General features: G+C 61.2%; 5 protein-coding genes. 4 read left to right on the top strand and 1 reads right to left on the bottom strand.

The window, feature by feature from the left end:
• Positions 1 to 34 precede the first annotated feature (34 nt).
• Positions 35 to 292 carry a hydantoinase/oxoprolinase N-terminal domain-containing protein gene (locus GSQ89_RS09865; protein WP_216856088.1) on the bottom strand — a complete coding sequence of 86 codons (258 nt, stop codon included), beginning with the start codon at positions 290 to 292 and terminating at the stop codon, positions 35 to 37.
• Positions 293 to 505: 213 nt separating this feature from the next.
• Here GSQ89_RS09865 and GSQ89_RS39175 point away from each other — a divergent pair, with 213 nt between their 5' ends.
• From GSQ89_RS39175 to GSQ89_RS09880, 4 genes are all read left to right on the top strand, one after another.
• Entirely contained in the window at positions 506 to 1,831 is a 1,326-nt protein-coding gene (locus GSQ89_RS39175) for a CaiB/BaiF CoA-transferase family protein (RefSeq protein ID WP_254073140.1), read from the top strand.
• Positions 1,828 to 3,072, top strand: coding sequence for a CaiB/BaiF CoA-transferase family protein (locus GSQ89_RS39180; protein WP_254073141.1), 1,245 nt, complete (start codon positions 1,828 to 1,830; stop codon positions 3,070 to 3,072). The genes GSQ89_RS39175 and GSQ89_RS39180 overlap by 4 nt, the downstream gene beginning before the upstream one ends.
• Before the next feature lie 62 nt (positions 3,073 to 3,134).
• A complete protein-coding gene (locus tag GSQ89_RS09875; RefSeq protein WP_158924493.1) occupies positions 3,135 to 3,896 on the top strand; it encodes an alpha/beta fold hydrolase in 762 nt (253 codons plus the stop codon).
• A gap of 425 nt (positions 3,897 to 4,321) precedes the next feature.
• Positions 4,322 to 5,962: an NAD(P)/FAD-dependent oxidoreductase gene (locus GSQ89_RS09880; protein ID WP_158924495.1), complete on the top strand. Its 1,641-nt coding sequence runs from the start codon at positions 4,322 to 4,324 to the stop codon at positions 5,960 to 5,962.
• Positions 5,963 to 6,116 lie beyond the last annotated feature (154 nt).

Genomic DNA, 6,116 nt, shown 5'->3' on the forward strand with positions numbered 1-6,116 from the left:
CATCTTAGCCCAAATCATGCGAGGGGCGAACGGATCAAGGGCGGCGCGGCGATGCTCTATATAATCTCGGACGCCTGTTGGAACCGAAGCCTTGTGTCGTGATCAGGCCGATGCGGGCGCCGCGGCGTTCCAGCGCCGCGTTGGTGGCGGCAGTGGTGCCGTGGGTGAAACGCGTAATGCGGGCGAGGTCGACGCCCCAATCGTTGCGCGCGGTTTCCAGTGCCGCTTGTTGTCGTCCAGTGCCCGTTTGCCATCCTCGATCTCGTGGATCATCTCGGCCAGCTTGCGGCATTTCGGGGTTACCGCTGGGACCCAACAACGATGCTTGCTTGCACAAGAGCTGACGGAATGAAGGCGGACGGATCGCTTGACGTTGGCAGAAGCTTCGCTTCTGCTGCAACGAAACGGGGGGCAGACCATGAGATTACATCGCGCCGGTGATATTCAGCATCTGGACGCAGCCATGTTCATTCCGACCGCTCGGGCCTGACAGGAGAACGACACTATGCCGCAGGCGCGCGCTTTGGAGAACATTCGCGTAGTGGATTTCAGCTGGGTGCGGGCCGGTCCATGGGCGACGCGCTGGCTGGGCGCGTTCGGTGCTGAAATCATCAAGATCGAATGGCCCGAAAGCGAGCGCGGGCGGCTGCCCAGTTCCACCACGCCGCAGCATCTGGAGGTGAATCTCAACACCTCGGGCAATTTCGCGGATACCAACGTCAACAAGAAAAGCCTCAGCCTGAATGTGCGCAGCGCCAAGGGGCTGGAGATCGTGAAGCGGCTGATCGCCATCTCGGACATTGTGATCGAGAATTTCAGCTCACGTGTGCTGCAGAACTGGGGCCTGGGATACGACGAACTGTGCAGGATCAAGCCGGATATCGTGTATGTCTCGATGTCGGGCTACGGCCATACGGGGCGGAATCATGCCTATACCACGTTCGGCCCGGTGGCTCAGGCCGTATCGGGGCTGACCCATCTTTCCGGGCTGCCGAATGAGCCTCCAGCGGGCTGGGGCTGGTCGTATATGGACGATACCGGCGGCTTGTACGGGGCCATGTGCGCGTTGACCGGACTGTATCATCGGAACATGACGGGGCGAGGCCAGCATATCGACCAGGCGCAGATGATATCCAGCGTGCCACTGACCGGTCCGGCGCTGCTAGACTTCACGGTGAATGGACGGGGATCAAAGCGGCCCGGGTTTCCGCCGGGCAATCGGGCGCATTGGCCGGGAACGCCGCTGATGAGCAATTACCGGGGACCGACGGTGGCACCACATAACGCCTATCGCACGCATCCCGGCGGATACAACGATTGGTGCGTGATCGTCTGCCACTCGGACGAGGAATGGCAACGCCTTGTCGGCGTCATGGGGATGCCCGCCTGGGCAGAAGTGGAGAAATTCGGGACGGTCATCGGACGGCTGGAGCACCAAGCGGAACTGGACGCGCATATCGAAGCCTGGACCATGACATTGGGTAAATACGAGCTGACGGAACACTGCCAGGCCGCCGGTGTTCGTGCACTGCCGGTGCAAAGCGCCGAGGATCGGGTGGAACATGATCCGCAATTGCGCGACCGGGGAATGTATCAACCCATGGAGCATCCCGTTTTGGGCACCAACAAGGTGCAGAATGCGCCCTTCAAACTGTCCGAAACCCCCGCGGTCAATCAACTGCCCAGCCCGCTGATCGGCCAGCACACGCAGGAGATCATCGAAGGTTTGCTTGGCTACAGCCACGCCGAACTACGCGCCGGGTTCGATGACGGGACATTCTGGCCCGCGAAGCGACCACGATTTCCTTACTTGGAGGATATGGTCCGATGAGCGGGCCGCTGGCGGGGCTGAGGGTGTTGGAACTGGCGGACGAAAAGGGCCAGTTCTGCGGCAAGCTTCTGGGGGATCTAGGGGCCGACGTGGTCAAGATCGAGCCACCCGGCGGCGAGCGCTGCCGTCAGGTCGGACCATTCCTGAACGACATTCCGCATCCTGATCGCAGCCTGTCATTCTGGTACTACAACACCTCGAAACGCAGTGTGACACTCAATCTGGAAACCGCGGACGGACGGGCTTTGTTCCAGCGTCTGGCAGCGACGGCGGATGTTGTGCTGGAGACATTCCCGCCGGGTTTCCTGGCGTCGCTGGGGCTGGATCAGGCCGAACTTCGGGCGGCCAACCCCGGATTGATCGTGTGCTCGCTGACGCCATTCGGCCAGACCGGGCCGTGGCGAGATTATCTGTCCAGCGACCTGCTGCACATGGCCGCCGGCGGCGAGATGGCGTCCTGCGGGTATGACGAAGCGGACGTGCCGAACGCACCGCCGATCGCACCAGGCGGCGGCAACGCATGGCACACGGGCTGTCACTACGCGTGCATGGCGATCATGGCGGCCCTGGTCTATCGAACGATGTCAGGCACGGGTCAGTTCATCGATGCCTCGGTCCATGAAGCTTGCGCACTGACCACCGAATCGGCAATCGCCAACTACGTTTACCGTGGCGAAGTGCTGCGACGGCAGACCGGCCGTCATCACGCCATCAGTCCGACGAACAGGACGCAGTTCAGAGCGAAGGATGGGGTTTATGTGACGGCGCTGATCTCGGGTGGGCTGAATGTGCGGAACGTTCGCAACCTTGCGGAACTGATGGATCATTATGGCATGGCGGGCGATCTGCTCGATCCGAAATACCAGGACCCGGCAGTGGTCGCGGCCAGCGGAAAACACGTTATCGACGAGTTGCTGGCGGCGTTCATCGCCAGTCTGCCGGCGGAGGAGGTGTATCACGTCGGCCAGGCGCGCGGCTTCACCTGGGGCGCGGTGCGGGTGCCGGAGGCGCTGCTGGACGATGGTCACCTGCACGATCGCGGTTTCTGGCAGCAGGTCGAGCATCCGGAGCTTGGCCGCACCTACGTCTATCCGGGACCGGCCGCGATCTACAACGGTTCGCCGTGGGAAATCTCGCGGCGGGCGCCATTGGTTGGGGAACATAACGAAGCCGTGCTGTGCGGCGAGTTGGGACTGTCTCGTGGGACACTATCGGTGCTGACGGAAAGCGGGATCGTCTGACGGTTGGTTGAGTGCCGGCGCAAATTGCGCTGAACTCTCGTAAGGCTTCAGGAGGAACTGTCATGCCGTTCTATGAAAAAGGCGACGTCCGTATCCGCTATGAGGAGACGGGCTCCGGGTTTCCGCTTCTGGTTACCCCAGGCGGCGGCCTGAACTCGCGGATCAGCAACTGGCCGACCGCGGTAATCAATGCGATGGAGGCGTTCAAGGGCGACTTCCGCTGCATCACCATGGACCAGCGCAATGCCAACGGCGGCGAATCAACCGGCCCCGTGCCCGTTGACAACCCGTGGGATGCCTTCGCCGACGACCAGCTCGGGCTGATGGATCACCTTGGTATCCGCCAATTCTTTTACATGGGCTACTGCATTGGCGGTTGCTTTGCCGGGAAGCTGCTGCAACGGGCGCCGGATCGCGTCGTTGCCGCCGTGTTCTGCCAGACCGTCGGCCACCGGCCGGAAAATCCAACGGTTATGTATCGGCACAGCAAGGATAACTGGGAACCTGACTTCCGGAAGCGGCGCGCCGACGTGTCGGCGGACACGATTGAGAAATACTATCACAACCTGTACGCAGCCCAACCTGATTTCCTCTACAGCGTGCCGCGTGATTTCATCAGAAACTGCCGGACCCCGATGCTGGTGCTGCCGGACGACGTACCTGGACATCCGTTGCAGACCTCGATCGATGTTGCCTCGCTTGCCCCGAATGCCGACATCACGGTGTATCCGTGGAAGCAGCCGGAGGACCTGAGGCAACGCACGATCGACCGGGTGCGGCGTTTCCTGCGCGCGCACAGTCCACTCAGCGCTGCCGCGCAGTAGAACGATGGTGCTTGCCGGCGGCAGCGATGGTTCTGGTCGCTGCCGCCGAAGAAAATCGTAAGGCGGGGCAGGACGGTTAACCATCGAACCGATTGCCCCCGGCGGCACCGGGACGTCAAACGCATTTACCACGCCACACAACGCGATTGCATGGCTCGATTCCGATGGCGCGGCAGAGCAAACACGATTGGAACGAGAGATATAACTTGCCGTGTTTGATACGGTCCCGTTCATACCGCTGCGCGCTCCATACCCATGGGTGCCTGGAGTAGCTTGTTGACACACCCGCTGAAGGGACCGATGTCGATGTTCTGGAATGCCAGAAAATCGTAGAGGCTGGCGTATCGGCGCGGGTTCAGGTTAGGCTGCGTCTCCAAATTGAACAGAGTTCCGGCGGCCAACTATCCAAGGGAGGAGATGATCGCATGAACGACGCTATAGAAATCGCCCGCGAGCCAGCCGCAAAGGCTGCCCCCGATTTCGACGCCATCGTTATCGGCGCCGGGGTCTCCGGGCTGTACCAACTCTACCGCCTGCGCGAACTCGGGCTGACGACCCGGGTCTTCGAGGCTGGTTCCAACGTTGGCGGCACGTGGTACTGGAATCGCTATCCCGGCGCCAGGTTCGACTCCGAAAGCTGGACCTACGGCTACTCGTTTTCGCAGGAACTGCTCGATGAATGGAATTGGGAGGAGCATTTCGCCGCCCAGCCGGAAACCGAACGGTATCTTAATCACGTCGCCGACAAATTCGACCTGCGGCGGGACATCCAGTTCAAGACGACGGTGACCTCGGCGCATTACCAGGAAGACAGCCGCAGTTGGAAGGTGATGCTGCAAGACGGCACGTCATGTTCGGCGCGCTTCCTGGTCACCGCGATCGGCGTGCTGTCGGCGTCGGTCCTGCCGCGCATTCCTGGCATCGACAGCTTCAAGGGCCAGTCTTTCCACACGCATAACTGGCCGAAGGCACCAGTCAGCTTCGAGGGCAAGCGCGTGGCGGTGATCGGCACCGGGGCAACCGGCATCCAGGCGATTACTGAGATCGCTAAGACCGCGGGACACCTGACCGTGTTCCAGCGCACCGCGCAATGGTCGGCGCCGCTGCACAACGCCAAGGTCACGCCTCAGGAAATGGCCGACATCCGCAAGAACTACGCGGATATTTTCGCCCGTTGCCAGGAAACCGTCGGCTGCTTCATCCACGCCGCCGATCCACGTTCGGCGCTCGAGGTGACGCAAGAAGAACGCGAGGCATTCTGGGAAAAGCGCTACGGGGAGCCAGGCTTTGGCATCTGGATGGGTAATTTCCGCGATGTCCTGATAGATCGCGAGGCCAACAAGCTGATGTCCGACTGGCTGGCCGGGAAGATCCGCGCTCGGATCAAGGACCCGGCGGTGGCGGAAAAGCTGGTTCCCAAGACGCACGGCTTCGGCATGCGGCGGGTGCCGCTGGAGAGCGGTTATTTCGAGGTTTATAATCGGCCAAATGTGAAACTGGTCGATCTGACTGACTCGCCAATCGAGCGTATCACGCCGCAAGGTATCCGCACTCGCGATGCTGATTATGAATTCGACATGATCATCTATGCGACCGGGTTCGATGCGATCACCGGGGCGTTCGATCAGATCGACATCAGGGGTGTCGGCGGCGTGTCGCTGAAGGACAAATGGGCCAACGGGCCCGTCACCCTTCTGGGGATATTGGTCGATCAGTTCCCGAACTTCATGATGGTGATGGGTCCGCATGCGGGTCTGGGTAACTTTCCTCGGGCCGTGGAATACACCTCCGACTGGGTCACCGCGCTGATCCGCCACGCGCAAGACAATGGCCTGACCCGCTTGGACGCAACGCCCGAGGCGGCAAAGACGTGGACGGATCACGTCATCGAAACGAATGAAGGCTTGTTGTTCACCGAGGTCGATTCCTGGATGACTGGTATCAACCGCAACGTGGAGGGCAAGCAGGTGCGCCGGGTGATGCGCTACAGCGGCGGCCATCCGGCGTTCCGCGAACATTGCGATGCGATTTCGACCAACGGCTACAAGGAACTGTCGATGACGTAGACGGCGGGCGGCGCTACCACCCCGCATTCGGCGCATAAGGCACGGCCAGACGGCGGATCAGCACCACCATCTGGCTGAAGCCAAGACCCAGCCCGCCGATCGGTTCCGCCGAGCGAAGTATCTTTGCTGAGCTATACGCCGCTGTTTTCGAGTC

The organism is Acidisphaera sp. S103, from assembly GCF_009765975.1.
Lineage (GTDB): Bacteria > Pseudomonadota > Alphaproteobacteria > Acetobacterales > Acetobacteraceae > Rhodopila.